We start from the raw sequence: 26,611 nt of genomic DNA, 5'->3' as shown, positions 1-26,611 counted from the left end.
GGAACCATCAAATGAGAAGCACCAGCGGCAGGCACCTGCCCGCCCTCACCCATCTGGTAGCGTTCGAAGCCACGCTACGCCTCGCCAGCGTGACCGAGGCCGCCGAGGAGTTGTGCCTGACCCAGAGTGCTGTCAGCAAGCAACTCACGGAGCTGGAGGACTACCTTGGCCTGCCGATGCTGAAACGTCGCAAGGGCTCAGTGACACCCACCCAAGCTGGAGAGCAATACCTGCACGCGGTTCGGCGGGTCATCGCCGATCTGGAGGAGGCGACCCTGGAAGTGATGACGGGTCGCGGCCGCGGAGGGCGGCTCGATATCTCGGTGCCGGTGTCGTTGGGTAATATCTGGCTACTGCCTCGCCTGCTGCGCTTTGCCAAGCAGCATCCCCATATCCAGGTCAACGTCACCACCAAGGTCGGCCCCGTCGACTTGCGCGCCTCCCGCCTCGACGCCGCCATCATGTACTGCGGTGGTCCTGCCGAAGGCCACTTCGGCGTCAAGGTGATGCCGCTAGCCCTGTTCCCCGTATGCGTGCCCGAACTCCTCCAGAGCGGCGAGAGCGGCGAGGCCGCGCTGCAGCGCCTGCCGCTGCTGCACCAAACCGCCGCGCTGGAAGCTTGGACCGCCTACTTCCAGATCATCGGCATTATGCCCCCGCGCGTGCTGCGCGGCCCTCGCTACGCGCTGCTGACCATGGGCTTGCAGGCCGCGCTGGGCGGGATGGGGGTGGCCCTGCTGCCAGAATACGTGACCGGCGAAGACCTGGCCGCCGGGCGACTCGTGCGGCTGTTGCCAGCCACTTATATCTCGCCCAAAGCCTATTACTTCGTCTGCCTGCAGGAGAAGTGCAACAGCCCCGCCGTCCAAATTTTCATTTCGTGGCTGCTACAGGAAACCGGAGGAAGCGCGCAAGACCAAGCATCCGACGCGGACAACCTTGGTGACCTGCCGACGTCACCCTCCCTGTAGGTTTGCTAAGGCAGTGGGATCGGTTAAGCGAACAAAGTTCAGAGTTGAGCGAATCTAGATAATCTAGCTGATGGAGGAGGTCAGGAAGCACGGGGGTATCGAGCTGTTCTGGACCTTCGGGGGCGGGACGGTCCCGATGCTCCGGTACCCTCTCGCTTTCTACGTCGGTGCACTGACTACAATTGTGCAACAGCTTGCTGCACAAATTCAGGCTTGGCGAACGTACACCTGGCTGTACCTCCATTCGAGCAACGGGCCTCGACTTAGAGACCGCGCCAAAGCGGGGACTGACTAAGCGGCAACGCGGTAGCTTTTTGTGCCCTGGCGATGAGGGATAGCGGCAGCTCAGGACTCCATACACCGGGCACGCGGCGCCTCGTCAGCATCCACAGCGTCTTCGGAAACGGTTCGATTCCGAAGGCGGCTGTGCATCGCCTCGCATCGGATCAACATCGTTGCCGCGGGATCCTCTTCAACGCCGGCACTGCCAGATTCCGCGGCGACCCACAGATATACTTGTCGGGAGACAAGGGCGACAATCACAATTGTCGCGCCGACGCCGAAGGCTCGGACTGCAATTTGGAGGTATTGCGCCATGGCTAAATTGGACCGTATAGCGGGAGGTGCCTGCAGTGAGACTACACGAGGATGTCTCGGGAGGGTGCCACGCCGTTGCAGGATTGACACAATACGTTTCGCCGCGGCGGAGTTGAATAGCACGTTGGGTGACAGCGTATGGCGGTACTGAAGAGAAAGTCCCAAAAAACAATTGAGGCCTTACCGACTGGCCGCTACTGGGCCACGCCACGCGCGCCCTTCCCGCTGGACGGTCCCAATGGCCATGATGAGGTCTTCCCCGGCGCCCAATGCGTGAGCGACGGCAAATGGGTCACCTTCTATAAGGACGGGGAAGAAGTCTGGGCGTGCAATGCCGTGTATGCTGCCGCCCATTTCGACTTTGCATCGGTTCCCACCCACCGCTCGCCGACGGACAACTAGCCATTCGAAGACCTCATCATGAACTGCAGCCATTCCTCGGCGGGCAAATCAGGACGATGGCATGCAGGCATGGAAAAGGAATGGTTGGCTTGCTGATGGAGCACGGCGTCGGCTACCTTATCGTGATGCCGGGAGAGCCTAGCCGCGCTTACTGCGGCGCGCTGAGATTCTCCTATCCGTATGCAACTTGGCCTTATGGATCGCGGGAGCCTTAGTCGCGGATGCAATGGTGACCGGAGCGTCCCGAGGACAGGACAGCGAGTTGGCCGTTGCGACCAACTCGTTTCTCAAGGACTGAAGCTCCTTGATATGAGCATCGATTTGTCCGATCTTGGCACTCAAGCGTTGCTCGATCTCGGCTCGGCCAAACTTGCCGTTAAGTAATTGCGGGATTATTTCTCGAATCTCCGCAAGCGAGAACCCGAGCGTTTGCGCGCTACGGACGAATTGAATGCGCCGGATGGCCTCTGCGTCGTATGAACGATAGCCATTGTCCAGCCGGGCGGGTGGCTCCAACAGTCCCACCTTTTCGTAGTGGCGTAGGGTATCCGTAGTTGTGCCAACTGCCCTCGCCAGCTCGCTGATATTCACCTATCCCCCGTCAATGCGACATGCCTGATATTTCTTGACCTTGGAGTGTACACCAAGGCTTAAGGTACGCGTGGGATTCAATCCACAGGATCCCAGAACCATTTGAAAAAGGTGACGCCATGCTTCGTAGGCTAGTTCTTCTATTGCTGTCCACCATTGCCATGCCGGCTATCGCCGCCAATGGCTCGCCACCAGGCAGCCACTCGACTTCGATCCAGCCCAAGGTGGCCTTTTCGATCATCAGAACTGCGGAGCTATCTGTTATAGAGGCTCTGGTCTACACAGGTGGGAGCTTCACTCGCAAGGTGAGCAATAACTTCTCTGCGTTCCTGGTGAAACACGGTAATGACACCTTCCTGTTTGACTCAGGGCTGGGCTCGAAGGTGGCCGATCAATATCGGAAATCTATGCCTTGGTGGCAAAGTCTATTTTTTAAATACGAGGACCCGGTCGATCCGGTGATCGACCAACTATTGCGCGCCCGCATGGAACCCGTTCAAACGATCATCCTAAGCCACAGCCACTGGGATCATGCCAGCGGCATTAGCGACTTCCCTAATTCCACGGTGCTGGTGCATCCCGCAGAACTGTCGATGATAGACGACCCTACTGATGGAGTTGGCGGCAGCTGGCGCTCGCAAGTCAGCGCGAAATCGATCAAATGGAAAACCCTGGCATTTGAACCGGTGCCGTACAGAGGGTTCGCGAGCAGCCGGGATCTCTATGGAGACGGCACGGTCGTGCTGGTTCCTCTTCTCGGTCATACGCCCGGTTCGATCGGCATGTTTATATCAGTCGACTCCGGTACACAGTACTTCCTGGTGGGCGATGCAGTCTGGAATGCGAAGGCATTGAAGCTTGGTGGCCCGAAGTTCTGGGCAGCGCGGTGGTTGGTTGATGGTGATATTGAACAAACACAAGATGCTGTGGAGCAGATTCGCGCGCTGATAGACAGACATCCAGATATTGTCGTGGTGCCGGCGCACGATGGGCACGTACAGACGTCACTGGGATACTTTCCAGCCTGGGTTGAATGAGCATTTGCCCGCCGGCGCTCGCGATCGCACCTTCTTGCCCTGAACCTCGTACGGAGCCTGGATTTCGGGACGCTCGGAAGGAGCAGCTAAGGTGCTACTCCAGCCACCAATGCGCCTCCTGGCGACTCTGTGCGCTGCATCACGCTCGCTGCCAGAACCAGGCAGCGATCACGTCTGTTCAAGCCCGGACGGGCGCCGAACGTGGTGCGGCGCCCATATTTGCCCCTTACTTAACGCTCATTTACGCAGATCGAAGCGGCCGAGGTTCATCACCTTGACCCAGGGCAGCGACGAAGTCCTTGACGAACTTATCCGCCCCGTCCTCGCTTGCGTAGACTTCGCACAGGGCCCAGAGCTGAGCATGTGAGCCGAACACCAGATCAACCCGCGATCCGGTCCACTTGACCTGCCCCGTCTTACGGTCACGTCCCTCGAACACATCCCGGGCGAGCGCCTTCCATTCCACGCCCATGTCGAGCAGGTTGCGGAAGAAGTCGTTGGTCAGCGTTTCCGGGCGGTCGGTGAAGACGCCGTGCGCATCTTTCCCTGTATGGGGTAGCTTTGATTTCGGTGCAATTTGCGACGGTTCGCAAGCCCAGCATCAGTGCGGGAATGCCCCCGTAAGTTATTGATTAATATAGAATCTCTGTTTTTCCATCGATCAACCGCAAACGGCGTCATTGCGAACTCGATTTCGGCACGCAGCGCTTGTTTTGGGTGCAGTTTGTGACGGCAGTAGTTGTCCGACGTAGCGCTCAACTGGGAAGCGAAAGACGCCCCGGAGATCGATGCCCTCTAGCCGTGTTCGGGCGATTGGCCCGAACGACTCGGGTGGCCATTTTTCGCGGAGCGTTTATTATTTCAAATTATTGAAAACGGATAAATATCGGAGATCCCGAAATAGCTGGATTGCAGATGTTTTCCTATTATAGAAATTCTGGCTTCTCGCTCTAGAGTCGAAAAATTATTATCCGACACTATATATAAATCCAAATCCGCTCAATTCTTTTCAAATGGAGCGGAGAGAGTAACGCTTTGCGGTCTGCTGCAGACCGAGTCCGGTCTGCGGAGCAGGCTATCATCTTGTCCAGATGAGAAAGTCACAGATAGTCACGAATGGCAAACTCGTAGCTTATGCAGACAAAAGAAAGTACGGCCCATCAGGTCCAAGCTCCTCTCGGAGAATTTGCCATCCTTGGGATTTGTAGAACTGCATTGCGTTAGCGTTGGCCTTGAGGCATTTGAGCGTCGGCGTGTTGGAGAAATACTTAGTACAGCTATCCAGGAGCGCTCGACCTACCCCTTGGCGTTGGGCCGTTGGATGAACAAATAGATTGTGCAAAAAGCTATCAGCTTCCCAGATTGAAGCAAAGCCAATAATCTCTATTCCTTCGATGGCTACTAGGATTTTCTCGCCGCTGGTATGCACATCAAAATCTATCGTTTGGTGTAACTCGACATGATTCCAGAAGAAAGTGGCGTTCCGAGTGATCACATATAAATGTTGCAATGCCTCTCGATCAGCCTCTTTAAATTCACGTATTAAAATACTCATCCTAAATCGATACTAGGGATAAACGTCTGTTCGTGGCCGGATGCGGGCTCGTACATTCTAACCCGCCGGATGCGTTGCGTGGCCGGTTGCGGGCCGCCGCCGGCATCGGTACCGTCACGCTCGCCAAGCAGATCAAGGGATTCTTCACGGCCTGCGCTGGTACGCTGCGGCTGGCTGACCCGCGCGGCGCGGCTGTATGCCGCTAGCACACACTGGCTGCGGCATACACATATTCCCATGCGCTGGCGGCCGGGGCGCCGCTCGAGGTGGTGCAACAGAATGCGGGCCACGCCTCGCTCGACACCACAACGCGCTACGTGACCACCGAGGCGGCGCGGCGCATGGCGGCGATGCAGGCCGTGTGGGATGCCGGCAATGATGATTGATTGTGCGGCCCAAATCGTTGCACCTTTCCGACTCCCAAAACGTTATACCTATGTCTCTTGAGATTGAGCGCGCCGCAGCCACGGTCTGGATCCGTGTGCAAATGGCCAGGCACGGCCTGACCCTGATCGACCTGCTGGCGGCCGGCTGCTTCGCCGAGAAGGCGGCGCCTCCGCACCCGCGCCAACGCGCACCTACCGCGACGCCGAAGGGCAGAAATGGGACGGGCAGGGCGAGATGCCGGCCTGGCTGCAGCGGGCCGTCAATGCGGGGCAGTCGGCGGAGCATTTCCGGGTCGGCGCGTAGCGGCCCTCTGCCTTCTCGCTGGTGGCGGCTCCTGGCAGCCCGCCAGGATGTTGCCGCAGCCTACGCCGCTCCACCCGTATCTCGTGGCGCCACCACGCATTGAAGTCAGACACATAGACGAAGCCTTCGTGTTCGCGGAGACGAAACGCGGTCAGCGGCAGTTCGTTTGCCGCGGTGGAGAACTGCAAGACGCCCTCATGAGCTTCGCCGTAACGCCTGCCACGAATGCTGAACGTGTGCGGATGCTCGTCGGCCCAGCCCATGACTACCTGGATGACATTGTGCAATTGTCCGAGCGTCAAGTGCTCAGGAACGAGGACGCGTCGCCAAACCGGCGGGCTCAGGCCGCTCAGGCTGATTCGCAACTGGAGAGCGGCGATCGCTGGTGGAGGAGGATCGAAGGACATGAGCATGACAGAAAGGCCGCCTGCGCCCCAGGGGTTAGGGTCCGTGGCGTCACAGTAAAGCAGTCCGCGGCCTGCAGGTGGGCCAGGGTCAGGCCGTGCTGGGCCATCCCTCTAGCAGGCCAATTACCGAAGGAACATTTGTCCGTAGATGTCGTCTATACCTGACACATCGATCGGAAATTCTCGCCATGAACCCTGCCCTCCTGGGTAATACCATTCAACACAAGCGGATCGCCCTTGGCCTGACCCAACAGCAACTGGCGGATATGGCCAAACTGTCGCGACAGTCCCTAAACGGCATCGAGCATGGAACCGTGAACGCCACGCTCGAGACGCTGGGCCGTCTGATGGACGTCCTCGGCCTGGCGCTTGATGTGTACGATCCCGAAGCCGACCGCCAGGCCAGGGGCACGCCGACCCGCGCGCTATGGATGGCCGTGAAGGGCGCAAACGTCGGTTACACGGGCGAGCTCACGCCTGAGCAGCTTGAATGGGCGCTGGCTACTGGCGAGGTGCCGGCGGAGTTTCGGCCGCAAGTAGCCCAGGTCTTGGATGAGGCGCCACTGCAGCTCGTCACCAAGGTAGTGGCCGAGGTGGCGGCGAAGCAGCACCGGAAACCTGCCGACATCTGGAAGAACCTCAGACGGCTCGCGCAGTCATTGACGGCGACACGCGGAGGGCTGTGGGCATGAAGATTGAGCACCAGGGTGACGTCTGGGAGAGCCAATTCCCCCACGCCTTCACGCTGATTGAGGAGATCAGGAAGCATGAGGTATCGAGCCGTTCTGGACCTTCGGGGGCGGGACGGTCCTGATGCTCCGGTACCCTCTCGCTTTCTACGTCAGTGCACTGACCAATTGTGCAGCAGCTTGCTGCACAGCTTCAGGCTTGGCGAACGTGCACCTGGCTGTACCTCCATTCGAGCGATGGGCCTCGGGAGACCGCGCCAAAGCGGGGACTGACTAAGCGGCAATGCGGTAGTTTTTTGTGCTCTGGCGATGGAGGGATAGTGGCAGCTCAGGACTCCATACAACGGGCACGCGGCGTCTCGTCAGCATCCGCAACGTCTTCGGAAACAGGTCGATTCCGCAGGCGGCTGTGCATCGCCTCGCACCGGATCAACATCGTTGCCGCGGGATCCTCTTCACCGCCAGCACTGCCAGATTCCGCGGCGACCCGCAGATATACTTGCCGGGAGACAAGGGCGGCAATCACAATGATGGCGCCGACGCCGAAGGCACGGACTGCAATTTGGAGGTATTGCGCCATGGCTAAATTGAACCGTACAGCAGGAGGTGACTGGCAGTGAGACTACACGAGAATGTTTCGGGATGGTGCCACGCCGTAGCAGGATTGACACAATACGTTTCGCCGCGGCGGAGTTGAATAGCACGTTGAGTGACAGCGCATGGCGGTACTGAAGAGAAAGTCCCGAAAAGCAATTGAGGCCTTACCGACTGGCCGCTACTGGGCCACGCCACACGCGCCCTTCCCGCTGGACGGTCCCAATGGCCATGATGAGGTCTTCCCCGGCGCCCAATGCCTCAGCGACGGCAAATGGGTCACCTTCTATAAGGACGGGGAAGAAGTATGGGCGTGCAATGCCGTGTATGCCGCCGCGCATTTCGACTTTGCACCGGTTCCAATCAACCGCTCGCCGACGGACAATTGAGAGTCTGACGATTCCCCTGGCCGTGGGGTACGTTTCGCACCCTACAAACAGTCGAGTCCATTTCTCGCGGACCGTGTCTCTATGCGGCTGCCCACCAGTGGTGGCAAGATGCGCGAGGATGGCGTGGTGTGCAACAAGGCGGTCTATCTAGTCTTGGGCGTGCTGTCCAACGGCACGCGCGACACCCTGGGCCGGTGGATCGAAACCACCGAAGGCGCCATGTTCTGGATGAAGGTCTTCAATGATCTCAAGATGCGCGGCACGCAAGATATCCTCATCGCGGTCGCCGACGGCCTCAAGGGCATGGAGGAGCGATGCTATGAACCTGTCCGGAGCGGCTCCCAATCTGATGCTCGCATTTACGGGGTCCAGCCGCGACAAACTCGCTCGCCTTGTGATGAAACGCAAGCATGTCGTTCTACGGCTCACGCGTGACGCCCTTCCCCCTGCTGGATCGAGAGTTCACCGACGCGGGCCAGACGTAAACCCATAGATGTTCGCGCGCCAAGCAGTGAGGAAACCAATCATCAGTATCAACAGCACTACCCAAGGAAAAGATTTAGCACCTGCGGACTCAAGCAGTATCCCGCCAATAATCCCGCTGCCGGCGAACGAGAGATTGAATACCGTTACCAGCATGGATTGCGCAACGTCAGCACCATTACCCGCTGCATCGGCCAATGCGGTTTGCAACAACGTCGGCGCACCGCTAAAGCTCAAACCCCAGATCGCCACACCAACGCATATGACTACAAGCGACGTGCTTCCCAAGCCGAATGTCAGTGAAACCAAGGCAAAAGCACCCAGTCCGGTCAGCACCAGAAGGCGCAGCCATCGGTCAACCAGAGAACCGACAAGCCATATGCCGAACATGGCAGACATGCCAAAGATAAGCAGTACGGAGTCTACATTGCCGGCTAGCCCAACCGATGCCAGGAAGGGAGCGATATAGGTGTAGAGAATGTAATGCGGAAGAATCCAAGCCATCACGACGAACAGCACAGGTCGCACGCCAGGAGTGGCAAGGACTTGCCTCATTGGCAAACGACCGTCGGCCGTCTGGCCGGGATAGTCGGGAACCGCCCAGAGAACCCAGCCCATTAACACCAGGGTCATTCCCGACATGATGCCAAAAACGCTGCGCCAGCCGATCATGGTTCCGAGCCAGGCGCTCAACGGTACGCCAACCGATAACGCTAAAGGGATGCCAACCATTGCCACCGCAAGCGCGCGGCCCTGCATGGACACGGGAACCATACGGCGTGCATAGGTTGCCAAGAGACTCCAGGCAAGCCCCGTGGCAAGCCCCACTGCGAATCGCGCAACCAGTGTCAGTACATAGTGCGAGGACGCTGCCGTTATCGCATTGCAAACGAGAAATGCAACCAGCACCAGCAACAGGACATGCCGCCGTTGCCATTTGCTCGTAGCTGCCGTCAACGGGATAGCGGCTATTCCTGAACCGAGTGCGCAGCTCGTCACAAGCTGCCCAGCCCAAGCCTCGGTCACATGAAATCCTTGAGCAATCTGCGGAAGCAAGCCAGCCGGCACTGTCTCGTTCGCCGTGGCAATAAAACTAGCCATCGTTAACGCCAGCAACCCTGACATGGGAAGCCGGCCTGCCGGCGCCACATACTCGATCCTCTCCGCTACCGTACCGCTACTCTCGTCCATCATGCCGTCCACCTCTCGCTGTCGTCTTTCAGTCAGGGTTGCAAGGACGTAGTTTGGCTGGTACATATAGATTTGATAATTGGGGCGTATATTGAATCAAATTCAAATCTAAATGAAAGATGGCGACCGATCGACTAGGTGATATGCGTTTGTTCGTGGAGGCGGCGGCACTTGGCAGCCTGTCTGCCGCGGGCCGCAAGCTGGGCTTTTCGCCAGCCGCTGCGAGTGCTCGGCTGACCAAACTGGAAGCTGCGCTCCGCACGAAGTTGCTCGATCGCAGTACAAGGCAATTGCGTTTGACAGAAGAGGGCCGGCTATATCGTCGACATTGCTGCATCGCCCTGAGAGCCATTGAAGACGCCGAAGACGCGCTCCATGCGAGTCAGAATGCGGTGCGTGGAAAAGTTCGTATTTCGGCATCAGCCGATTTTGGTCGTCATCAGCTTAATCAATGGCTGGAAGACTTCATCCGTGCGCAGCCAGAATTGAAAGTCGCCCTGACGTTGACCGACTCGCTCTCGGAGCTGCTGCACGATGACGTAGACTTCGCGGTTCGTTTTGGAAAGCCAGATAACGATTCGCTCATTGCACGTCGGCTCGCGCCAAACTGGCGGGTGTTATGCGCGTCTCCTGAATATCTGGCTAAACACGGTACGCCACGTACCCCGGCAGACTTGGTTACACATCAGTTCGTCATCCTAGTCACGGCTGCCGGCCCCCTGAACGAATTTCATTTTGCGTCAGCGGGAAAGCACTGGACTCACACGGTAGCGATGGAAAATGCGTGGGAAACCAATGACGGTGCGTTGGCCCGTGCATGGGCACTGGCAGGATATGGCATTGCCCGCAAGACGATCTGGGATGCGGCTGAGGATATTCGTGCTGGCACACTCAAGGCCCTGTTACCAGATTTGATCGAAAGCGAGCCAGGAATCTATGCTGTATTCCACCAGAATCGGTACATGACTCCCCGCGTGCGGGCGTTATTGGATTTTCTGATAGACCGATTTCAGCACGCATCCGACGATATTCGAGCCGATCTCCCTTCACCATTGACATCCGCAAAGACAGGTTGATGCAAGCGGGCGCGTCAGATGAATCAGGCCTTCGCGACTCGGTAGCCGGCGCCCGGCCGGGACTCCCATGGCTTAGCGAATGAAAGGGACTTCCCCGTCCCGAGGCTGCGGCGGAAGCCGCCAAACCGCATCAAGGTGCCATGATGGCGTGTCGAAATGCCATCACGACCACAGGAGGGGAAGCCTCATGTCCATTGTTACCGTGGGTATCGTGGAAGTCCCCCCATTCGATGACCCCTATCAGGACCCAGGACATCTTCAAGCGTTGATTTCTCTGGGCTGTTGACCAAGTTTGTAGCACCTTCCTTGTCTTGACGGCGCGCCGTCGTGACGGAAAAGTGGCTATACGGCCTCACCCGGATCGGGCTCCATAGCTACACCATGCGTCCATCCCGGCACGTTGATGTAATAGCGCACCGCTTTGCCCACACCGTGGCTCCACAATTGCCCGCCCGTGACCATCTCCGAAAGGTCGCGTGTAGCCGTGGCCTTTGATACGCCGGTCATCTTCATGTACTTCTCAGCGTTCAGGCCGCCCAGGAAGCCACCGTCCCCGTCGTCGAGAAGCCGCTGCAGCACCTTGCGCTGCCGCTCATGAATCCCGCTGCCCTCATACTTCTCCCAAAAGCGCCTCTTCTCGATCGCTTGGTCGATGACTTGGCTCGCGGCATGACATGCCGCCGTGCATTGGCGCGCAAACCACCGCACCCACGATGTCACGTTGGCGTCACCACGTTGAGCTTGATTGAGGGCGTCGTAATACGCCGAGCGCGAGGTCAGTAGCTGCCGCGAAAGACTGTAGAAGCGCACCGGTTGTCGCAGATGCTGTGCCATGGCCATATCAACGATGGCCCTCCCAATACGGCCGTTGCCGTCCTCAAACGGGTGAATGCTCTCGAACCATAGGTGCGCAATAGCAGCCCGAGCGAAGCCATCGATCAGCTTACTGTCCGACGTCAACGGCAAGGCCTGCGCCGGCGAGGACTCTGCAAACCACGCGAGGAAGCGCGTCATCTGCGCTGGCACGTCCTTTGATGGGGGTGCCTCGTAATGCACCACTTCACGGCCTGGCGGATCGCTTACGATTTGCATCGGATCGTCATGGTCGCGGTATCGGCCGACGGCGATTCGGTGGATGCCGGACGTGCCACCAGGGAATAGCGCAGATTGCCAGCGGTACAAGCGGTCCTTATCCAGGGGCAGATCAAACGCTGTTGTGGCATCGCTGATGACCCCAACCAGCCCATCGACATGGCGGTCGGTGGGCCCCGACGTCGCCAAGCCAAGCCGTCTCATCACTGACGACCGGACAACATCGAGCGACAGGCGCTCCCCTTCAATGGCGGCCGTGGCCACCACCTCATCGGATAGCGCATCCAGCGCGACCTGGCTGGTACTTCCAAGGCCAATGGCCATGGCCTTGCCTTCGACGACACCGTGCATCCGGTAGGCCTCCGCCAAGTCAGGCGCGATCATCTGCGCGTCATAAATGAAGTCAGGCCATTCTGCGCGGCGCCAGATCCAGGAAGAATTCGTGCTCATGAGCCGCATTTTGCCATATTCGGCTCACATAGTGAGCCGCTTTTCAAGATTTGCGGCTCACGTTTGACGCCACATGTGGGTTGTTTGTCAAGGTTGCTTGAATTGTCGTAGCGCCAGTTAAGTTCAAATGTCAGCACGGACGTGCCTTTTTTTGCGGGGTTGCGTTCTTCTATGGGTTGTCCCTACGGCGGTGGTGCTGCCGCGGCTGATTCTGATGGAATCGCTGCTCCATTGCGGCTAGCCATCGTCGCCATGTCGCGGGAAGGTACCGCCGAATGGGGGAATTGGGATTGAACCTGTCGACAAAGCGCACGCGCAAGCGCGAGTTCTTGGATGAGATGAGTCAGGTGGTCCCCTGGGCAGATCTGGTTGCCCTGATCGAACCCCATTGCCCCAATAAGAGGACCTGACGCCCACCATTTCCGATCGGGACGATATTGCGCGTTCACTTCCTGCAGCAGTGGTTCGATCTGTCAGATCCGGCCATGGAAGAAGCGCTTCATGATGTGCCGCTCTATCGCGAGTTCGCTGACCTGGACGGTGCCATGGCGCGGTTGCCAGACGAAAGCACGATCTTGAGATTTCTTCACTTGCTGGAGCGGCACGACTTGGCCGCCCAGCCGGGTCAGGTCACCAAGTCGTTTCGGTGACCGCTCGCCTGGCGCATCGCATTGCCGCGTTCTTCAGGACGTCAGGCCTCTGGCGCGGAGCCAATTCAGCCACGCTTGATCTTCGATCTCGTACGACCCTCGCGACTCTTTCCATACGATCTCGCGCTCACGAAGGGCGTCAATCGCATTTTGAACCGTCCCAGCGCTGACGCTCACATGATCCGGCACAAGGGCCTTGTACGCGGAAATGGCGCTCTCTCCGAAGGGAGAGAATTGACCATCCTTGCCAGCCATGACACGCACTACCGCCTGCTGAAGTGGCGACAATGATGTGAAGTCGTTTTCGACGTCATGCCACAAGCGCTCCTGGACGAGCGTCGCGTCATCCTTGAGCCGGGTACTGAGCTTTGGCGATTCGTTCGCCAGTGCGATCGTGCCAATCAGGTGGCGCAGCAACTCCGGGCGATGCCCGACCATCACGAAGGCTTCGTAGACGGCCTCCGGCTCAAACTGATTGCCCCCGGCGAGCGCCCGGTTCACGCTCTTGGTAAATTCGTCGGTAAAGTTTCTATCGAGCAGCGGGAACGGCGTCACCTGAGAGCCGTAGAACGGCATGCGTGAATTCATGACCAGGTGCGCGAGTTTGTCCCGGCTTGAGCCGGTGAAGACCAGCATGAGGTCCGGGGCCTTGCCCGAAACGTTCATCGCGTCACGCGCCGCCTTCAGGCCGAACATTGCCTCCACGCCCTTCTCCGTGGTCAGAGCATGCTGCGCTTCATCAACGATCAAGAGAACCGGTTGCTTGGCGGCCTTGCGCAGCGCCTCAAGGGTCTGCGTGAGCGTAACGCCCGCAGGCAATCCCGTGGTGGTGAGGTCTAACCCAAGGGTGCCCATGACGGTGACCTTGGTGAGGCCGACGGCCTTTGCGGCTTTGCCCACGACACCGGCGTGATCGGCAATTTTGTGCTTGATGGCGTCGGCGATCAGCTCGCCCGGGTCGTGCGCCTTGTTCGACCATAAGTCGACATACACGGTGACCCAGCCGCGCTGCTCGGCAGCTGGCGTAAGGTCCTCGCGCAGGAACGTGGACTTCCCTACCCGGCGCGGCGCCGCGAGGAACAGGCCCGAGCGGGCATCCTGGATTCCCTCACCGGCCAGGGCTGCGCAGAAGCTTGCCGCCAACGCGGGGCGGCGAAAGGTGTAACGTTCGGAGGCGGCGGACGGCTCGGACATGCGTCTTCCTGGTGCGTTTATCAGCATTTATCCTATCAAGATAATTTATCCTTTGCAAATAAATAATGATAAATGCCTGATGAGGCATATGCGCTCGGGAGCGGGGCGTCTTGGCGCCTCCCAGGAATACCCACTCACGTGGCCAGCAGATTACGAAGCGCGTTTTGCCGCCGGCATAGCACAGAAATCCGCTGACCGAGGGGCGCACCTAGCCCAGGTGCCGGGTGGAAGGTCTAATAGCACTGCCTGCCGGCTCAGCGCAACGTGGCCAGTTCGCCGTTGCTGCCTTTGCTCGTGGTTCGCCAGATTGTAAATGGTCGTTTTGAGAGCCCCCAACCCGCAGATGGCCAACTGTACGGTCAATTTCCGCTCGGCATCGTCCAGTCCTCCACCACTAGCCGAGGGACGCGCCGGAACGTCTGGTCATTAGTCACCAGCACCGCGTCAGCCTTGGCGAGTACGTCCTCCAGGCTGGCGCGTGCGACCGCCCGCTACCGTCACACAGGGGGGAACTGCGGATCGGTTAGGATTGCTGCGAGTTCAGGACGCCATACATCGGGCACGCGGCGACTCGTCGGCATCCGCAGCGTCTTCGGAAACAGGCTGATTCTGCAGGCGGCTGTGCATGGCCTCGCATCGAATCAACATCATTGCCGCGGGCTCTGTCAACTTGCCGATAGGAAGACAAGGCTGTGGCGAGCGTGCCCATTGCTCAGGAGGCGATTGATGGATTTTGGGCCACTTCAGTGAATTCGTGCCAGGTAGCGAATCTCACGGCGAGGTGCTTGCGATAAAGCGAAGCGCTAAGCAAATGACGCTTGAGCGCGAAATGCTGGCGGATTGGACCGAAGTTCGAGAGGAAGGCCTGGGTGCGCACCCGGTCGCGGAATCCACGCATGCGCCGCTCCCGCTCACGAGTCGGCTGGTGGCTGTTCTCGGCCCGATTGTTCACGCGGGCGGCGGCCTTCACGAACACGTGCTTGACGTTGGCCAACTCCGGGATGTCGGCCTTTGCGGCCGGGTAGCTGCGCAGTTGATCAGTGACAATCTTGCGCGGCGCCGGGCAGGAACGCAGCACGAACAGGAAGAAACGTTTGGCCGCGGCCTTGTCGCGGCGCCTCTGCGGTAGGATGCCGAGTTCGGCGCCATGCTCATCGACCGCGCGCCACGGCAGGTAAGGTTCGCCGCGAAGCTTTACGAACATCTCGTCCAGATGCCAGGTGGTGCCCGGCTTGCGGCGCGCAGCTTTGACGCGATGCGCGAAGCCCGCGCCGGACTTGTCGCACCAGCGGCGAATCGTCTCGTAGCTGACGATCACGCCGCGCTCGAACAGCAATTCGTCAATGTCACGCAGGCTGAGATTGAACCGGAAGTACCAGCGTACCGCGTGGCTGATGACTACCGGCGGGAAACGGTGGCCGTGATAGAGCGATTTCTTCCTCATCGCTCTATCTTACGCGACCGGCTTCCCAACGTGACAATGCCCGAACAACAACGCCACAGCCCGCGGATTGGCGGTTCGGTCCTAAGAGAGGCTGGTCTCGCGGGAAGGCCGGTCAACTGTGTGCGGTTCCTGCCGCAATCACGCGCCGACACCCGGGTAACAGACCAGGTGCCGGCTTCACCGACCTATTAACCAAAGAATGAACGATGCCGCCGCACTGACGAGCAGCGAAGTCGTAATCGGAAGGTACAGGTGAAAATTATGACGATGAATAACGATATCCCCGGGCAAGTGACCGAATCCGAGCCCGGACAGCCAGGGCCAGAGCAGTCCTCCAGCTACCACGATCAGGCCAAGGACGATAAGCATGCGCGACATGGCCGACCTCCGCATGTTGGATAGTGCACGGTATCCGCTCTCGCCGACGTCGCGTAGCGTGCGGCTGCCAACCGAAGCTGCTGCCCGGAAAGCTGAAGAGGGATTTGGGATTGGAGATGAAGCACGTTGCCACCTAGTCCCAGCGATCATCCTTGACCTGCACCTTGCCGCCCACGACCCGGACCGGGAAAATCGCCACCGGGTCGTATGCCGGAGGAGATAGCGCCGCCCCCGTGATGAGGGAAAAATGCGCGCCGTGGCGCGGGCAGACGACCTCCTGGCCTTCGACGTCGCCGCCACAGAGAGGCTCCGCCTCGTGGGAACACATGTCCTCGACCGCGTAGTAGTGGCCACCCACATTGAATACCGCGACCTGCAAGCCGTCGACGTCAACCGTGCGGCACGTCCCGGGCGCGAATTCGTCGGCCGCGGCGACATCGATCCATTCGCTCATCTCAGAGCAACCCCAGTTCCAGCCGCGCCACCTCGCTCATCCGCTCTCGCGACCAAGGCGGATCCCATACCAGTTCAACCTCGACCTCATCCACGCCGCCAACTTCCATGACGGCACTCTCGACCACGCCGGGGAAGGTCTGCGCCACCGGGCAGCCCGGCGCGGTCAGCGTCATGCGGATGCCCACCTTACCGGCGGATTCGTCCACGGACAGGCTGTAGACCAGTCCCAGGTCGTAGATATTGACCGGGATCTCCGGGTCATAGACGGTGCGCAGCGCCTCTATCACCCGGCCCTCCATCGTGTCGGGGCCAGGCTCGAGCCTGTCTTCATGCACCTCGGCCTTGCGCAGCCAATCGATCATGCTCATCGCATCACTCCGTTGAGACCGGCTGGGCGCTGCCTTGCAAGGCGGCTTGCATGGCATGCCAGGCCAGCGTCGCGCACTTCACACGTGCCGGAAACTCCCGTACGCCGCCCAGCACCGCCAGCTTGCCCAGCGGCGCGCCGGCCTGCTCCGCGCCAGATCCGGTCACGAGTGAATGGAAGCCGGAAAACAGCGCCTGCGCCTGCGCCTCGGTCTTACCCTTGAGCGCCTCGGTCATCAGTGACGCCGAGGCGGTGGAGATAGCGCAGCCGGAACCCTCGAAGCTCGCATCCTCGATCACGCCATCGCTGACCTTCAGGTACAGCCTCAGCCGGTCACCGCACAGCGGGTTGAACCCCTCGGCGCTGCGGTTCGCCCCCGTCAGCCGCCTGCAATTGCGGGGCGAGCGGCTGTGGTCGACCACAACTTCCCGGTAAAGATCGAGTAGATCGGACATCAGGCAAATACCTCCTGTGCCTTGCGCACGGCACGGAACAACGCATCCACTTCCTCTCGCGTGTTGTATAGCGCGAAGGATGCCCGCACCGTGGCAGGCACACCGAACCGCTCCATCACGGGCATCGCGCAATGGTGGCCCGCACGGACCGCAACGCCTTCCAGGTCGAGGATGGTGCCGGCATCATGGGGATGCACGCCATCCAGGACGAACGAGAGAATGCTCGCCTTTTCCGCGGCCGTACCGATGATGCGCAGGCCGGCAATCTGCGCCGCCTGCCCGGTGGCGTAGGCGAGCAGCGCGTGCTCGTGGGCCGCGATGGCTTCCAGGCCAACCGCGCTCACATAGTCGATCGCCGCGCCCAGGCCGATCACGCCGGCGATATTGGGCGTGCCGGCCTCGAACTTGAAGGGCAGCTCGTTGTAGCTGGTCTTGCGGAATGTGACCTCGCGAATCATGTCGCCCCCGCCCTGGTAAGGCGGCATGGCATCGAGTAGCGCGGCCTTGCCGTAGAGCACGCCAATGCCGGTGGGGCCGTAGAGTTTGTGCCCCGAGAATGCGTAGAAATCGCAATCCAGCGCCTGCACGTCAACCTTGAAGTGCGGCACGGCCTGGGCGCCGTCGACCAGCACCGGAATGCCCCTGGCATGCGCCAGTTCAATGAGGTACCGCACCGGGTTGACCGTGCCGAGGGCATTGGAGAGATGGGTCACGGCAACCAGCCTGGTGCGTGGGCCAAGCAGGCGCTCGAATTCTTCCAGCAGCAGTTCGCCCGCATCGTTGATCGGCGCCACCTGCAGGATGGCACCTGTGCGCTCGCACAGCATCTGCCACGGCACGATATTGGAATGGTGCTCCATCGCGCTGATCAGGATCTCGTCGCCGGCCCGCAGGCGCTGTCCGTAGCTCGCCGCCACCAGGTTGATCGCCTCCGTGGTTCCGCGCAGGAACACGATCTCCTCACGCCGGGCCGCATGGATCAAGCCTTGCGTAGCGTCGCGCGTCGCCTCGTAGGCATCGGTTGCTAGTTGGCTCAGGGTATGCACGCCACGATGGATGTTGGCATTGAGCGCGGCGTAGTAATGCGCCTCGCAGTCAATCACGCTCTGTGGCTTCTGGCTGGTGGCGGCGTTGTCCAGATAGACCAGCGGCTTGCCGTTGACCGTCTGCCGCAGGATGGGGAAGTCCCAGCGCAGCCGCATGACGTCCAGGCCAGCAGCCGGTGCCGTACCCCACAGGGCCCTGAGTTCATGCGCGACCGTGTTCATGTCAGCACCCTCAGCGGCTCGGGCAAGTGGCCGCGCAGGAGCGTCTCCAGCCGCGCGCGCAAGGAAACCACGCCTAGCCGGTTGACCATCTCTTCGGCGAAGGCGAAGGTCAGCAGCGCCCGCGCCGACGCATCGTCCAACCCGCGCGAGCGCAGGTAGTAAATCTGCTCGGGATCGAGCTGGCCGACGGTGGCGCCGTGGCTGCATTTGACGTCGTCGGCGTAGATCTCCAGCTGTGGCTTGGTGTCGACTTCGGCATGCTCGGACAAGAGCAGGTTGCGGTTGGACTGGTGCGCATCGGTACGCTGGGCATCGGCATGCACCACCACCTTGCCGTTGAACACGGCACGCGAGGCGCCGGACAGCACGCCTTTATAGAACTCGCGGCTCTTGCCTTCCGGCCTGGCGTGGTCGATACGGGTGTGGTGGTCGATATGCTGCCGGCCGCCGGTCATGTACAGCCCGTCGAGCGAGCATTCGGCGCGCTCGGCATTCAGCCCGACCTGGATGTCGGCCCGCGCCAGAGCGCCGCCCAGGGCGAACGCACTGGAGGTGAAGTGGCTGCCGTGCTGCTGGTCCATATTCACGCCGGCGATGTGGAACGCCTTGAGGCTCTCTTGCTGCACCTTGTGATGTTCGACGTGCGCGCCACGCGCGGCGATGATGTCGGTAACGCTATTGGTGAAATAAGCGAGGCCGTCCACACCCACGTGGTGCTCCACGATGCACACACGGCTGCCTTCTTCCGCCATCACGAGATTACGCGTATGGGTGACCAGCTCCGGCTCGGTGGCGATGAACAGCAGGTGGATCGGCGCGTCGGCAGCGGTGCCGGCGGCCAGGCGGATATAGGCGCCATCGGCCATGAACGCGGTGTTCAAGGCAGCGAAGCCGGACGGGTAGTCGCTCGCGGGGCGGCAAAGCAGCGCTTCCACAGGCTCCGGTGTGCGCTCCAGCATGGCGGCGAGGCTGAGGAGTTCAGCCCCTGCCGGCAGCATACCGATACGCGACCATTGCGGCTGGTGGCGGCCATTGACGAATACCATCAGGTACGCGCCGGGCAAAGCGAGCGTCTCGATCCGCGCAGCCAGGGCGGCGTCCGGCTTGTCGCCAGACTGCGCCGGCCCCGCGGCAAAGCGGCTTCGCTCGATCGCGGCCACGCTGCTGTATTTCCAGTCCTCGTGGCGCAGCGTCGGCAACCCGGCTTGCGCGAAGTGTTCCATTGCCTGCTTGCGCGCGCGCGCAAGCCAGGCCAGCCGCCGGCCGGGCAATGCAGCCTCGACGCGGGCGAATTCGGCAAGATAGTGTTCCACGCCGGTTGCGCTCATGCCGAGGCCTCCACGCCAGCGAAGGCCGGCGCCTCCATCCCCACGTAGCCATGACGCTCCAGTTCGAGCGCCAGCTCGGGCCCGCCGGACCTGGCAATGCGGCCCTGCGCCAGCACGTGCACGCGATCCGGCACGATGTAATTGAGCAGCCGCTGGTAGTGGGTAACCAGTACGATGGCGCGTTGGGGGCCGCGCATGGCGCCGATGCCGCTGGCGACGATCTTGAGCGCATCGATGTCGAGGCCGGAATCGGTCTCGTCGAGAATGGCGAGCCGTGGCTCCAGCACCGCCATTTGCAGGATCTCGTTGCGTTTCTTTTCGCCACCGGAAAAGCCCTCGTTCACGGCGCGGTAAAGCAGGCTTGGGTCCATCTCCATGAGCCTGAGCTTGTCCTTGACCAGCGCGAGAAAGTCCATGGCATCCAGCTCCGGCTCGCCGCGATGCTTGCGGATCGCGTTGAGCCCTGCCTTGAGCAGATAGATGTTCGAGACGCCGGGGATTTCCACCGGATACTGGAAGGCCAGGAAGACACCCGCGCGTGCCCGCTCTTCGGGCGGCATGCCGAGCAGGTTCGCGCCATCGTAGAGAACTTCACCCGCGACGACGACGTAGCGGTCCCGTCCGGCCAGCACATGGGCAAGGGTGCTCTTGCCGGAGCCGTTGGGGCCCATGATGGCGTGCACTTCCCCAGCCTTCACGGTAAGGTCGATGCCGTGCAGGATGGGCTTGTCGTCGACTGAGACGTGCAGGTTGCGGATTTCAAGCATGGCTGGCCTCTTGCTCCAATGTGGCTCCGACACGACGCCAATGCGGCTCCGAGGTAGCGCGTCCCGCGCGCTCCCTTCTTAGCCGATGCTTCCCTCCAGGCTGACGCCCAGCAGCTTCTGCGCTTCCACCGCGAACTCCATCGGCAGTTCCTTGAATACTTCCTTGCAAAAGCCGTTCACGATCATCGATACCGCGTCTTCGGGGCCGATACCGCGGCTTTGGCAATAGAACAGCTGGTCCTCGCCGATGCGCGAGGTGGAGGCCTCGTGTTCGACGCGCGCGGTGGCGTTTTTCACCTCGATATAGGGAAAGGTGTGGGCCGCACACTTGTCACCCAGCAACAGCGAGTCGCACCGCGAGTAGTTGCGCGCGCCGCCGGCGCTCTTTGCCACCTTCACCAGCCCGCGATAGGCGTTCTGGCCGTGGCCGGCCGAAATGCCCTTGGAGAGAATCGTGCTCCGGGTATTCCTGCCGAGGTGGGTCATCTTGGTACCGGTGTCGGCCTGCTGGTAGTGGTTGGTCAGCGCCACGGAATAGAACTCCCCGACCGAGTCGTCGCCCTGCAGGATCACGCTTGGATACTTCCACGTGATGGCCGATCCGGTCTCGACCTGGGTCCACGAGATCTTCGAGCAGGCACCGCGGCAGTCACCGCGCTTGGTCACGAAGTTATAGATGCCGCCCTTGCCATCCTTGTCGCCCGGATACCAGTTCTGCACCGTCGCGTACCGGATCTGCGCACCTTCCAGCGCGATCAGTTCCACCACCGCGGCATGCAGCTGGTTTTCGTCGCGCATCGGCGCGGTGCAGCCTTCCAGATAGCTGACATAGGCGCCCTCGTCGGCAATGATCAGGGTGCGCTCGAACTGGCCGGTCTTCTGGGCATTGATGCGAAAGTAAGTGGACAACTCCATCGGGCAGCGTACTCCTGGCGGGATATAGCAGAACGACCCGTCGCTGAACACCGCCGAGTTGAGCGTGGCGAAGTAGTTGTCGGTGTAAGGCACTACCGTGCCGAGGTACTGCCGCACCAGCTCGGGATGCTCCCGCACCGCCTCCGAGAACGAACAGAAAACAATGCCGAGCTCGCCCAGTTTCGCCTTGAAGGTGGTTGCGACCGAGACGCTGTCGAATACCGCATCCACGGCGACGCCCGCGAGCAACTCGCGCTCCCGCAAGGGCACGCCCAGCTTCTCGTAGGTGCGCAGCAACTCCGGATCGACCTCGTCCAGCGTCTTGGGCCCGGCTTTTTGGGAGCTTGGCGCGGAATAGTAAGCAATTGCCTGATAGTCGATGGGCGGGTGCCTGACCGTCGCCCAGTGCGGCTCGGACACCGTCAGCCAATGACGATAGGCCTTCAGGCGCCACTCAAGCATGAACTCCGGCTCGTCCTTCATGGCCGAGATCATGCGGATCACGTCCTCGTTCAACCCGCACGGCACCGTGTCCGTTGCCACGGACGTGTAGAAGCCGTGCTGATAGCCTTGGCTGATCAGTTCGTCGAGCTTGTGTGCGGGGGTTGCCATGTTCTGCCTTCGGTCGCCTTGCGTCACTCGAACGCCTGCTTACTACGGCCGGCCGCCTTCCAGGCGTGCAGCGCGCCGATATCCACCGGATGCAACGTCGGTTGCGTCATGTCCGCCAGCGTTACGCCATCTAGGGCATGAAAGATCGCCAGGCTGATTCGCTGCCAGTTCGCACGGACGGAACACATTCCTTCCTGGGCGCACAAGCCGGCCGCAATGCTGCATTCGGTCATGCCGGCAGGGCCTTCCATGGCGTCAATCACCTGCGCGATCGAGATCTCCTGCGGCGACCGCGCCAGCAGGTAACCGCCCTTCGCGCCGCGCAGCGAATGCAGCAGCTTTTGTCGCGCAAGCATCTTGAGGATTTTGCTCGCGGTGGGCATCGACACGCCAATCTCGGCCGCAACCTCGGCGGCACTGCAGATCCGGCCCGGATCGCGCGCCATGTGCGTCATGATCACCGTGCCATAGTCGGTCAGTTTGCTTAGTCTGAGCATCTTTACCCCAAGCTACTCCCTGCTAATTAGAACTGATCTGGTCCTGTATGGTTCCTATGAAGGGTTCCGCCGCGATGCGACCTCCAATCCCCCGCTTATCGAATCTGGCAAGTCACGCGTGACTCGGCCGGCAGTCAGAGCATGTCGGGTTCAGCGTATTGGCGCAGAGCCTGATTCGGATGGTCGCCGCCTATGTGGACCCAATGGTGATGAAGGAGACCTCTGTCGGTGGCACAGCCTGCGAGCCGGCATGAACCTAGTGTAGTGTTGCATTCTGTTTGGAACTTAAGCGGCGGTTGGCGCGAATGACCTTCTGCAGGATGTCGCGAGCGCTCTTGGTCGAGATGAACGGCTTGGGGTTGGTGTTGTGGTGAGCGATGTACCCATTGATGGCGGCGATCAGTTCCGGCACGCTGGTGAATACGCCGCGGCGAAGTCGCTCGGTCGTGATATCGCGGAAGAACCGCTCGACCATGTTCAGCCATGACGCCGAGGTAGGCGTGAAGTGCATGTTGAATCGCGGATGCTTTGCCAGCCAGTCCTGCACCGCAGGATGCTTGTGCGTGGCGTAGTTGTCGGCGATCAGATGCAGCGTTTTGTCCTTGGGCGTCTCACGGTCGATCTTGCGCAGGAACTTCAACCACTCGGTATGGCGGTGGCGCTGCTGGCACTGGGCAATGACCTGGCCATCGAGCACGTTGAGCGCGGCAAACAGCGTGGTCGTGCCATTGCGCTTGTAGTCGTGGGTCATGGTTGCCGCGCGCCCATTCTTCAGCGGCAGCCCGGGCTGTGTGCGGTCCAGCGCCTGCACCTGACTCTTCTCGTCGCAGCACAGCACAAGCGCGTGCTCGGGTGGCGACATGTACAGACCCACGATATCTTCAAGCTTCTCGACAAACTTCGGATCGCGCGAGACCTTGAAACCGCGCACAACATGGGGTTTCAGGCCGTTGGCACGCCAGTGCCGTGAGACGCTGGCCGCGCTAACACCCAACTCGACAGCCATCTTGCGAGTGCTCCAGTGCGTGGCCGCTTCGGGCTTGCTCTGGGTGGTCAGCTCCACGAGGCGAGAGACGTCCACCTTTACCGGCGGCGCTCCACGTGGAAGGTCACGCTCAATGCCCGAGAGTCGCGACTGGGCATAGCGCTCGCGTTAGCGCGAGATCTGCACCCGGCCCACGCTCAGTTGCTCGGCAATGTCCTTGCTCTGCATCCCCTCAGCCGCAAGCAGCACGATACGCGCACGCTGCACCAGCCTCACGCTGGTAAGCGTCGAACGAACCTGCCTCGTCAACTCGGCGCGCTCCTCGTCGGTCAGCACAATCTCAGGGGCAACTCGCATTCGCGCTCTCCACTCTGCTCCGAAGTTGAACATTGGAGGCATGCGAGCATCGTAAGCTCATTCAAGAATGCAACACTACACTAGCACAACACCCAGCCGGGCAACATGGCAAGGTAGGCCAGGCAGCCCGCGAACATGGCGGCCAACAGCGGAATCCCGGTTGCTACGGCATCCGTCCCCTAACCGTCACGATTTCGCCCTCGCCATCAAGGCTGGGCAGACCTCAGCTCTTTCTCGCCGTCTTCGCAACAAACGGCGTCGGCATGTGCTGTACCGTTTTGCTGCCGCACTTGGGGCAAGATGGGTGGGCGATTTCATGTTCGGCGAGATGTTCCGCGCGGTCGAAAACCTCACCGCATTTCTCACAACGGTACTGATAGGTGGGCATGACGCGCCTCCAGCCTGCTTGGTGCACGGACTCGCTGCATCTTGCGATGCCAGCGACTTCCGGCAGTTCGGCACTCCATTCTAGGATACCGTCTCGGGCAGCAAAGGCGATAACGGAATATCTTTTCCATGGCGTTCCCGGGTTTCCGTCCTGGCGGATCTCCTGGCAGTCTCGCATGCCCGGTACCACCCCGGTACCACATCAGGCACCTACGCTTCACAGCGCGCTCTTTGCGTGCTTATTATTGAAACATACGCGTGCTTGCACAAAGCATGGCCACGATCGTCGGTCAGGAGTTGACGATGAAAAAGCCGCACAAGGTGGACTCTGGCAAGACGCGGCGAACCGGATCACCGGTTCGGCCGCGCACGGATCGCACCATTCCCAGCATCCTGGATTCCACTGAACTGGAAGACGTGTGGGAGAACATCGAGGAGGCCGTTGACGAATTCACCGAACGGGCGGCGGAGCCGATCGATTTCCCCCATGGCCATGACCCAAACGAGGATGACGCGCCAGAAGAAAGCATGAACGAGATCACGCGCGCCGCCGAGAGTATTCCCGCGGATACCCCCGCGGACCGGGCGGACCGGAGCGCGGAGCGCGAAGAGCACCCGCCTGCGCCGCCCAACATCGATGACGTACTGGACAAGGACCTGATTCCCGATCCTGCCGACGATGCGCCACGCGCCGGGAAGCATCGCAAGCGTTAGGACACGCGATCCATGGCCGCTGCCCGCGCCCGCTCCAGCGGGGAACGGTCTGCCCCAGCTTGCAGGGTGCGCGGCCAGGCGTGCCCCCTATACTCAAAGCGTAACAGGCAATACCTCGCGTGACGGCGGCGCAGAACATGAAGGGCAATCGCGGCGTCATGCCAAGCGAGAACGCGGCAGCATGGCAGCCTGGAGCAGGCTTCGCTGCCAGCCGATAAGGATGCACCATGAGCAATCATCGGTACGTGGTCATCATTGACCAACCCAAGGACGTCTCGGACGAGCAGATGGCCGAATACATCAAGCTTGCCATCAGCGCCTGGGGCGCGGGATTGCCACCGCCGCCCCAGGACAGCCCATTCTTCGACCTGGACGTGGTTGCTGTAACCAGCACCGGCAAGCTACACAAGAACGAATCATGAGCCACTGTCACCGCCCGCGTCCCAGTGGAGGTACGTATGCGCTTCGAAGCATTTTCCTTTGGGTCCGTCTGTATTGACGGCGTGACTTATCAGCATGACGTGGTCATCGATCAGGGTGAGGTTCGCAAGCGAAAGAAGAGGCCATCCAGGCAATTCCGCGAAGCCTTCGGGCACACACCGCTATCAGTCAGGGAAGACATACCCTGGAATTGCAGCCAACTGGTTATCGGCACCGGCACCGGTGCATTGCCGGTGATGGAAGATGTGAAGCAAGAGGCCAGGCATCGCCACGTCAAACTGGTCATTCTTCCAACCGCCGAAGCCATCGCAAGGCTGGCGGAGCACCCCCGCGGCGCCAATGCGATCCTGCACCTCACCTGCTAGACACAATGTATTGACGCCAGCATCGAACTGGCCGCTTGCTTCATGCGCCGGGTGGCCATGATGTCCGACGCCGATGCCGCCCTCGCCGATAAGGAGGCGCCAGCATGGACAGCCAACCGATCACCGTCATCACCGGCGCGAGTCGCGGCCTGGGCCGCGCAGCCGCGAGCCATCTGGCCACCGTGGAAGGCCACCTGGTCGTTGCCACGGCGCGCAAGCCGGCGGACCTTGATGCGTTGCGAGCCCGGCTCGCGCTTACCGGCCACTCGCTCGCATGCCGGCCGCTCGACGTCACCGACACGCATTCGGTGGCCGCGCTGGCCAAGTGGCTGGCCGAACGCTTCGGCCGCGTGAACGTGCTGATCAATAACGCCGGCGTCTTGCTCGATCACGACAGCGCCAACTTGCTCGAACTGCCGCTCGAGACCTTGCGCACCACCCTGGAGACAAATCTCTTCGGCGTGCTGCGGGTCACACAGGCATTGGCGCCCCTGCTGCGCGCCAGCCGCGCCGGCCGGGTGGTCAATCTGGCTTCCGACATGGGCCAGCTCGCGGAGATGACCCGCGGCGTGCCGGCCTACCGTATCTCAAAGACGGCGCTGAATGCCGTCACGCGCATCCTCGCCGACGAGATGGCCAACAGCGGCGTCAAGGTCAACTCGGTGTGCCCTGGCTGGTGCCGGACCGACCTGGGTGGCCCCGATGCACCGCGTTCTCCCGAGCATGGCATCGACACCGTCGTCTGGCTCGCGACGCTGCCTGAAGCCGGACCCAGCGGTGGCTTTTTTCGCGATCGCCAGCCGATTCCGTGGTCGCG

At 60.8% G+C, this 26,611-nt stretch carries 27 protein-coding genes and 8 pseudogenes; 14 read left to right on the top strand and 21 right to left on the bottom strand.

The genetic code is table 11. The features are described 5' to 3' along the window. The first annotated feature begins 11 nt into the window (after positions 1-11). The 3 genes and pseudogenes from ACX12D_RS38310 to ACX12D_RS38300 form a co-directional block, all read left to right on the top strand. The gene (locus tag ACX12D_RS38310) at positions 12-971 is read left to right on the top strand and encodes a LysR substrate-binding domain-containing protein (protein ID WP_459376990.1); all 960 of its coding nucleotides are present in this window, start codon (positions 12-14) and stop codon (positions 969-971) included. Positions 972-1,706: 735 nt separating this feature from the next. Next, positions 1,707-1,970 (top strand): hypothetical protein, encoded by a 264-nt coding sequence (locus ACX12D_RS38305; RefSeq protein ID WP_459376989.1) that lies wholly within the window; start codon positions 1,707-1,709, stop codon positions 1,968-1,970. A 23-nt stretch (positions 1,971-1,993) separates the two neighbouring features. After that, positions 1,994-2,113 (top strand): annotated as a pseudogene (locus ACX12D_RS38300) (MBL fold metallo-hydrolase); the annotation flags it as partial. Here the strand turns inward: ACX12D_RS38300 and ACX12D_RS38295 are convergent. Next, positions 2,109-2,561 carry a heavy metal-responsive transcriptional regulator gene (locus ACX12D_RS38295; RefSeq protein ID WP_441639690.1) on the bottom strand — a complete coding sequence of 151 codons (453 nt, stop codon included), beginning with the start codon at positions 2,559-2,561 and terminating at the stop codon, positions 2,109-2,111. The pseudogene ACX12D_RS38300 and the gene ACX12D_RS38295 overlap by 5 nt on opposite strands. A gap of 143 nt (positions 2,562-2,704) precedes the next feature. Between ACX12D_RS38295 and ACX12D_RS38290 the strand changes: the two genes are divergently transcribed. Next, positions 2,705-3,598 carry an MBL fold metallo-hydrolase gene (locus ACX12D_RS38290; RefSeq protein WP_459376988.1) on the top strand — a complete coding sequence of 298 codons (894 nt, stop codon included), beginning with the start codon at positions 2,705-2,707 and terminating at the stop codon, positions 3,596-3,598. Between the two features lie 237 nt (positions 3,599-3,835). Here the strand turns inward: ACX12D_RS38290 and ACX12D_RS38285 are convergent. From ACX12D_RS38285 to ACX12D_RS38275, 3 genes and pseudogenes are all read right to left on the bottom strand, one after another. Beyond that, positions 3,836-4,151: pseudogene (locus tag ACX12D_RS38285) on the bottom strand (catalase/peroxidase HPI); the annotation flags it as partial. A gap of 108 nt (positions 4,152-4,259) precedes the next feature. After that, a pseudogene (locus tag ACX12D_RS38280) lies at positions 4,260-4,445 on the bottom strand (hypothetical protein); the annotation flags it as partial. 285 nt (positions 4,446-4,730) lie between these two features. Continuing rightward, positions 4,731-5,153 carry a GNAT family N-acetyltransferase gene (locus ACX12D_RS38275; protein WP_459376987.1) on the bottom strand — a complete coding sequence of 141 codons (423 nt, stop codon included), beginning with the start codon at positions 5,151-5,153 and terminating at the stop codon, positions 4,731-4,733. A gap of 436 nt (positions 5,154-5,589) precedes the next feature. On the opposite strand from ACX12D_RS38275, the pseudogene ACX12D_RS38270 reads away from it, so the two are divergent. Beyond that, a pseudogene (locus ACX12D_RS38270) lies at positions 5,590-5,843 on the top strand (H-NS family nucleoid-associated regulatory protein). On the opposite strand, the gene ACX12D_RS38265 reads toward ACX12D_RS38270, so the two are convergent. Further along, positions 5,732-6,256: a plasmid pRiA4b ORF-3 family protein gene (locus ACX12D_RS38265; protein WP_459376986.1), complete on the bottom strand. Its 525-nt coding sequence runs from the start codon at positions 6,254-6,256 to the stop codon at positions 5,732-5,734. The pseudogene ACX12D_RS38270 and the gene ACX12D_RS38265 sit on opposite strands and share 112 nt — an antisense overlap. 182 nt (positions 6,257-6,438) lie before the next feature. Between ACX12D_RS38265 and ACX12D_RS38260 the strand changes: the two genes are divergently transcribed. Beyond that, positions 6,439-6,942, top strand: coding sequence for a helix-turn-helix transcriptional regulator (locus ACX12D_RS38260; RefSeq protein ID WP_459376985.1), 504 nt, complete (start codon positions 6,439-6,441; stop codon positions 6,940-6,942). A gap of 325 nt (positions 6,943-7,267) precedes the next feature. On the opposite strand, the gene ACX12D_RS38255 is transcribed toward ACX12D_RS38260, so the two are convergent. Continuing rightward, the gene (locus ACX12D_RS38255) at positions 7,268-7,519 is read right to left on the bottom strand and encodes a hypothetical protein (RefSeq protein ID WP_459376984.1); all 252 of its coding nucleotides are present in this window, start codon (positions 7,517-7,519) and stop codon (positions 7,268-7,270) included. A gap of 139 nt (positions 7,520-7,658) precedes the next feature. Here ACX12D_RS38255 and ACX12D_RS38250 point away from each other — a divergent pair, with 139 nt between their 5' ends. Both ACX12D_RS38250 and ACX12D_RS38245 read left to right on the top strand, forming a co-directional pair. Further along, entirely contained in the window at positions 7,659-7,922 is a 264-nt protein-coding gene (locus ACX12D_RS38250) for a hypothetical protein (RefSeq protein ID WP_459376983.1), read from the top strand. Between the two features lie 105 nt (positions 7,923-8,027). Further along, positions 8,028-8,234 (top strand): annotated as a pseudogene (locus ACX12D_RS38245) (transposase); the annotation flags it as partial. Positions 8,235-8,384: 150 nt separating this feature from the next. On the opposite strand, the gene ACX12D_RS38240 reads toward ACX12D_RS38245, so the two are convergent. Then, the gene (locus tag ACX12D_RS38240; RefSeq protein WP_459377449.1) at positions 8,385-9,596 is read right to left on the bottom strand and encodes an MFS transporter; all 1,212 of its coding nucleotides are present in this window, start codon (positions 9,594-9,596) and stop codon (positions 8,385-8,387) included. Positions 9,597-9,715: 119 nt separating this feature from the next. On the opposite strand from ACX12D_RS38240, the gene ACX12D_RS38235 reads away from it, so the two are divergent. After that, positions 9,716-10,672: a LysR family transcriptional regulator gene (locus tag ACX12D_RS38235; protein ID WP_459376982.1), complete on the top strand. Its 957-nt coding sequence runs from the start codon at positions 9,716-9,718 to the stop codon at positions 10,670-10,672. 342 nt (positions 10,673-11,014) lie between these two features. On the opposite strand, the gene ACX12D_RS38230 is transcribed toward ACX12D_RS38235, so the two are convergent. Next, a complete protein-coding gene (locus ACX12D_RS38230) occupies positions 11,015-12,214 on the bottom strand; it encodes a Fic family protein (protein ID WP_459376981.1) in 1,200 nt (399 codons plus the stop codon). Positions 12,215-12,489: 275 nt separating this feature from the next. Between ACX12D_RS38230 and ACX12D_RS38225 the strand changes: the two are divergent. Then, a pseudogene (locus tag ACX12D_RS38225) lies at positions 12,490-12,834 on the top strand (transposase); the annotation flags it as partial. 63 nt (positions 12,835-12,897) lie between these two features. Here ACX12D_RS38225 and ACX12D_RS38220 read toward each other — a convergent pair. From ACX12D_RS38220 to ACX12D_RS38160, 13 genes and pseudogenes are all read right to left on the bottom strand, one after another. Beyond that, complete coding sequence (locus ACX12D_RS38220) at positions 12,898-14,058, bottom strand: hypothetical protein (RefSeq protein ID WP_459376980.1); 1,161 nt, start codon at positions 14,056-14,058, stop codon at positions 12,898-12,900. A gap of 712 nt (positions 14,059-14,770) precedes the next feature. Beyond that, positions 14,771-15,502, bottom strand: a complete 732-nt coding sequence (locus tag ACX12D_RS38215) for an IS6 family transposase (protein ID WP_459376979.1) — start codon at positions 15,500-15,502, stop codon at positions 14,771-14,773. A 177-nt stretch (positions 15,503-15,679) separates the two neighbouring features. Beyond that, a complete protein-coding gene (locus tag ACX12D_RS38210; protein WP_459376978.1) occupies positions 15,680-15,880 on the bottom strand; it encodes a DUF2905 domain-containing protein in 201 nt (66 codons plus the stop codon). 133 nt (positions 15,881-16,013) lie between these two features. Continuing rightward, positions 16,014-16,334, bottom strand: a complete 321-nt coding sequence (locus tag ACX12D_RS38205) for a Rieske (2Fe-2S) protein (protein ID WP_441639674.1) — start codon at positions 16,332-16,334, stop codon at positions 16,014-16,016. Between the two features lies 1 nt (position 16,335). Then, a complete protein-coding gene (locus ACX12D_RS38200; protein ID WP_459376977.1) occupies positions 16,336-16,704 on the bottom strand; it encodes an SUF system Fe-S cluster assembly protein in 369 nt (122 codons plus the stop codon). A 4-nt stretch (positions 16,705-16,708) separates the two neighbouring features. Further along, entirely contained in the window at positions 16,709-17,158 is a 450-nt protein-coding gene (gene sufU, locus ACX12D_RS38195) for a Fe-S cluster assembly sulfur transfer protein SufU (RefSeq protein ID WP_441639672.1), read from the bottom strand. Continuing rightward, entirely contained in the window at positions 17,158-18,426 is a 1,269-nt protein-coding gene (locus tag ACX12D_RS38190; RefSeq protein ID WP_459376976.1) for a SufS family cysteine desulfurase, read from the bottom strand. The genes sufU and ACX12D_RS38190 overlap by 1 nt, the downstream gene beginning before the upstream one ends. Further along, positions 18,423-19,754 (bottom strand): Fe-S cluster assembly protein SufD, encoded by a 1,332-nt coding sequence (gene sufD, locus ACX12D_RS38185; RefSeq protein WP_459376975.1) that lies wholly within the window; start codon positions 19,752-19,754, stop codon positions 18,423-18,425. Before sufD ends, ACX12D_RS38190 begins: the two co-directional genes overlap by 4 nt. Further along, on the bottom strand, positions 19,751-20,521 hold the full coding sequence (sufC, locus tag ACX12D_RS38180; protein WP_441639669.1) for a Fe-S cluster assembly ATPase SufC: 771 nt from the start codon (positions 20,519-20,521) through the stop codon (positions 19,751-19,753). The genes sufD and sufC overlap by 4 nt, the downstream gene beginning before the upstream one ends. 78 nt (positions 20,522-20,599) lie before the next feature. Further along, positions 20,600-22,048 (bottom strand): Fe-S cluster assembly protein SufB, encoded by a 1,449-nt coding sequence (gene sufB, locus ACX12D_RS38175; RefSeq protein ID WP_459376974.1) that lies wholly within the window; start codon positions 22,046-22,048, stop codon positions 20,600-20,602. Positions 22,049-22,071: 23 nt separating this feature from the next. After that, entirely contained in the window at positions 22,072-22,545 is a 474-nt protein-coding gene (locus ACX12D_RS38170; protein WP_459376973.1) for an SUF system Fe-S cluster assembly regulator, read from the bottom strand. Positions 22,546-22,801: 256 nt separating this feature from the next. Further along, a pseudogene (locus tag ACX12D_RS38165) lies at positions 22,802-23,887 on the bottom strand (IS630 family transposase). 223 nt (positions 23,888-24,110) lie between these two features. Beyond that, positions 24,111-24,275 carry an FmdB family zinc ribbon protein gene (locus ACX12D_RS38160; protein ID WP_441639666.1) on the bottom strand — a complete coding sequence of 55 codons (165 nt, stop codon included), beginning with the start codon at positions 24,273-24,275 and terminating at the stop codon, positions 24,111-24,113. A gap of 272 nt (positions 24,276-24,547) precedes the next feature. Here ACX12D_RS38160 and ACX12D_RS38155 point away from each other — a divergent pair, with 272 nt between their 5' ends. The 4 genes and pseudogenes from ACX12D_RS38155 to ACX12D_RS38140 form a co-directional block, all read left to right on the top strand. After that, the gene (locus ACX12D_RS38155) at positions 24,548-24,988 is read left to right on the top strand and encodes a hypothetical protein (RefSeq protein ID WP_459376972.1); all 441 of its coding nucleotides are present in this window, start codon (positions 24,548-24,550) and stop codon (positions 24,986-24,988) included. 227 nt (positions 24,989-25,215) lie between these two features. After that, on the top strand, positions 25,216-25,410 hold the full coding sequence (locus ACX12D_RS38150; RefSeq protein ID WP_441639664.1) for a hypothetical protein: 195 nt from the start codon (positions 25,216-25,218) through the stop codon (positions 25,408-25,410). Positions 25,411-25,446: 36 nt separating this feature from the next. Beyond that, entirely contained in the window at positions 25,447-25,794 is a 348-nt protein-coding gene (locus tag ACX12D_RS38145) for an MTH938/NDUFAF3 family protein (RefSeq protein WP_459376971.1), read from the top strand. A 104-nt stretch (positions 25,795-25,898) separates the two neighbouring features. Continuing rightward, positions 25,899-26,606: pseudogene (locus ACX12D_RS38140) on the top strand (SDR family oxidoreductase); the annotation flags it as partial. Between the last annotated feature and the right edge of the window lie 5 nt (positions 26,607-26,611).

The organism is Cupriavidus sp. PET2-C1 (genome assembly GCF_054515855.1).
Note: the sequence above shows the minus strand (reverse complement) of the source record. Positions and strands in the feature narration are given on the sequence as shown.

Coding starts and splice junctions, on each gene's coding strand:
- ACX12D_RS38205 (WP_441639674.1), bottom strand. CDS start 16,334: ATGAGCGAATGGATCGATGTCGCCGCGGCCGACGAATTCGCGCCCGGG.
- ACX12D_RS38255 (WP_459376984.1), bottom strand. CDS start 7,519: ATGGCGCAATACCTCCAAATTGCAGTCCGTGCCTTCGGCGTCGGCGCC.
- ACX12D_RS38215 (WP_459376979.1), bottom strand. CDS start 15,502: ATGAGGAAGAAATCGCTCTATCACGGCCACCGTTTCCCGCCGGTAGTC.
- sufB (WP_459376974.1), bottom strand. CDS start 22,048: ATGGCAACCCCCGCACACAAGCTCGACGAACTGATCAGCCAAGGCTAT.
- ACX12D_RS38230 (WP_459376981.1), bottom strand. CDS start 12,214: ATGAGCACGAATTCTTCCTGGATCTGGCGCCGCGCAGAATGGCCTGAC.
- ACX12D_RS38145 (WP_459376971.1), top strand. CDS start 25,447: ATGCGCTTCGAAGCATTTTCCTTTGGGTCCGTCTGTATTGACGGCGTG.
- ACX12D_RS38170 (WP_459376973.1), bottom strand. CDS start 22,545: ATGCTCAGACTAAGCAAACTGACCGACTATGGCACGGTGATCATGACG.
- ACX12D_RS38200 (WP_459376977.1), bottom strand. CDS start 16,704: ATGAGCATGATCGATTGGCTGCGCAAGGCCGAGGTGCATGAAGACAGG.
- sufU (WP_441639672.1), bottom strand. CDS start 17,158: ATGTCCGATCTACTCGATCTTTACCGGGAAGTTGTGGTCGACCACAGC.
- ACX12D_RS38160 (WP_441639666.1), bottom strand. CDS start 24,275: ATGCCCACCTATCAGTACCGTTGTGAGAAATGCGGTGAGGTTTTCGAC.
- ACX12D_RS38235 (WP_459376982.1), top strand. CDS start 9,716: ATGGCGACCGATCGACTAGGTGATATGCGTTTGTTCGTGGAGGCGGCG.
- ACX12D_RS38265 (WP_459376986.1), bottom strand. CDS start 6,256: ATGCTCATGTCCTTCGATCCTCCTCCACCAGCGATCGCCGCTCTCCAG.
- sufD (WP_459376975.1), bottom strand. CDS start 19,754: ATGAGCGCAACCGGCGTGGAACACTATCTTGCCGAATTCGCCCGCGTC.
- ACX12D_RS38305 (WP_459376989.1), top strand. CDS start 1,707: ATGGCGGTACTGAAGAGAAAGTCCCAAAAAACAATTGAGGCCTTACCG.
- ACX12D_RS38310 (WP_459376990.1), top strand. CDS start 12: ATGAGAAGCACCAGCGGCAGGCACCTGCCCGCCCTCACCCATCTGGTA.
- ACX12D_RS38210 (WP_459376978.1), bottom strand. CDS start 15,880: ATGTCGCGCATGCTTATCGTCCTTGGCCTGATCGTGGTAGCTGGAGGA.
- ACX12D_RS38155 (WP_459376972.1), top strand. CDS start 24,548: ATGGCCACGATCGTCGGTCAGGAGTTGACGATGAAAAAGCCGCACAAG.
- ACX12D_RS38150 (WP_441639664.1), top strand. CDS start 25,216: ATGAGCAATCATCGGTACGTGGTCATCATTGACCAACCCAAGGACGTC.
- ACX12D_RS38250 (WP_459376983.1), top strand. CDS start 7,659: ATGGCGGTACTGAAGAGAAAGTCCCGAAAAGCAATTGAGGCCTTACCG.
- ACX12D_RS38220 (WP_459376980.1), bottom strand. CDS start 14,058: ATGTCCGAGCCGTCCGCCGCCTCCGAACGTTACACCTTTCGCCGCCCC.
- sufC (WP_441639669.1), bottom strand. CDS start 20,521: ATGCTTGAAATCCGCAACCTGCACGTCTCAGTCGACGACAAGCCCATC.
- ACX12D_RS38275 (WP_459376987.1), bottom strand. CDS start 5,153: ATGAGTATTTTAATACGTGAATTTAAAGAGGCTGATCGAGAGGCATTG.
- ACX12D_RS38260 (WP_459376985.1), top strand. CDS start 6,439: ATGAACCCTGCCCTCCTGGGTAATACCATTCAACACAAGCGGATCGCC.
- ACX12D_RS38240 (WP_459377449.1), bottom strand. CDS start 9,596: ATGGACGAGAGTAGCGGTACGGTAGCGGAGAGGATCGAGTATGTGGCG.
- ACX12D_RS38190 (WP_459376976.1), bottom strand. CDS start 18,426: ATGAACACGGTCGCGCATGAACTCAGGGCCCTGTGGGGTACGGCACCG.